Origin of the sequence: Pseudomonas sp. 86_A, from assembly GCF_017491705.1 — a bacterium.
In the GTDB taxonomy this organism is placed as follows: domain Bacteria; phylum Pseudomonadota; class Gammaproteobacteria; order Pseudomonadales; family Pseudomonadaceae; genus Aquipseudomonas; species Aquipseudomonas koreensis.
The window spans coordinates 1-246 of record NZ_JAFGYS010000234.1 but is presented as its reverse complement, the minus strand read 5'-3'; the positions used below and the strand labels follow the sequence as shown (position 1 = coordinate 246).

Here is a 246-nt window from a genome sequence, read left to right as displayed (position 1 = left end):
GCCGCAGCAGATTGCGGTGCTGTGGCCGGGGAGTCGGCGGCTGTCAGTGAAGGTGCGTACGGTGATTGATTTCTTCATCGAGTGCTTCGGCGAGATCCCCTACTGGGACAGAACCTGAGTCCTACACAGCGTTCTGCACTGGGTTTCAGATACGGAACTGGCCTACGAGTTTGCCCAGCCGCTGCCCCAGTTCAGCCAGACTGCGCGAAGTCTGCGCGCCCAACTGGGTCTCATCCGCCACGCTGT

The 246-nt window shown here is 61.0% G+C and carries 1 protein-coding gene and 1 pseudogene; one reads left to right on the top strand and one right to left on the bottom strand.

Annotated elements, in window-relative coordinates; genetic code table 11:
* Positions 1-118, top strand: a pseudogene (locus J5M57_RS28810) (LysR family transcriptional regulator); the annotation flags it as partial.
* A gap of 27 nt (positions 119-145) precedes the next feature.
* Here J5M57_RS28810 and J5M57_RS29040 read toward each other — a convergent pair.
* Positions 146-246, bottom strand: a 101-nt coding sequence (locus J5M57_RS29040) for a hypothetical protein (protein ID WP_243435315.1), incomplete at its 5' end; no start/stop codon positions are given.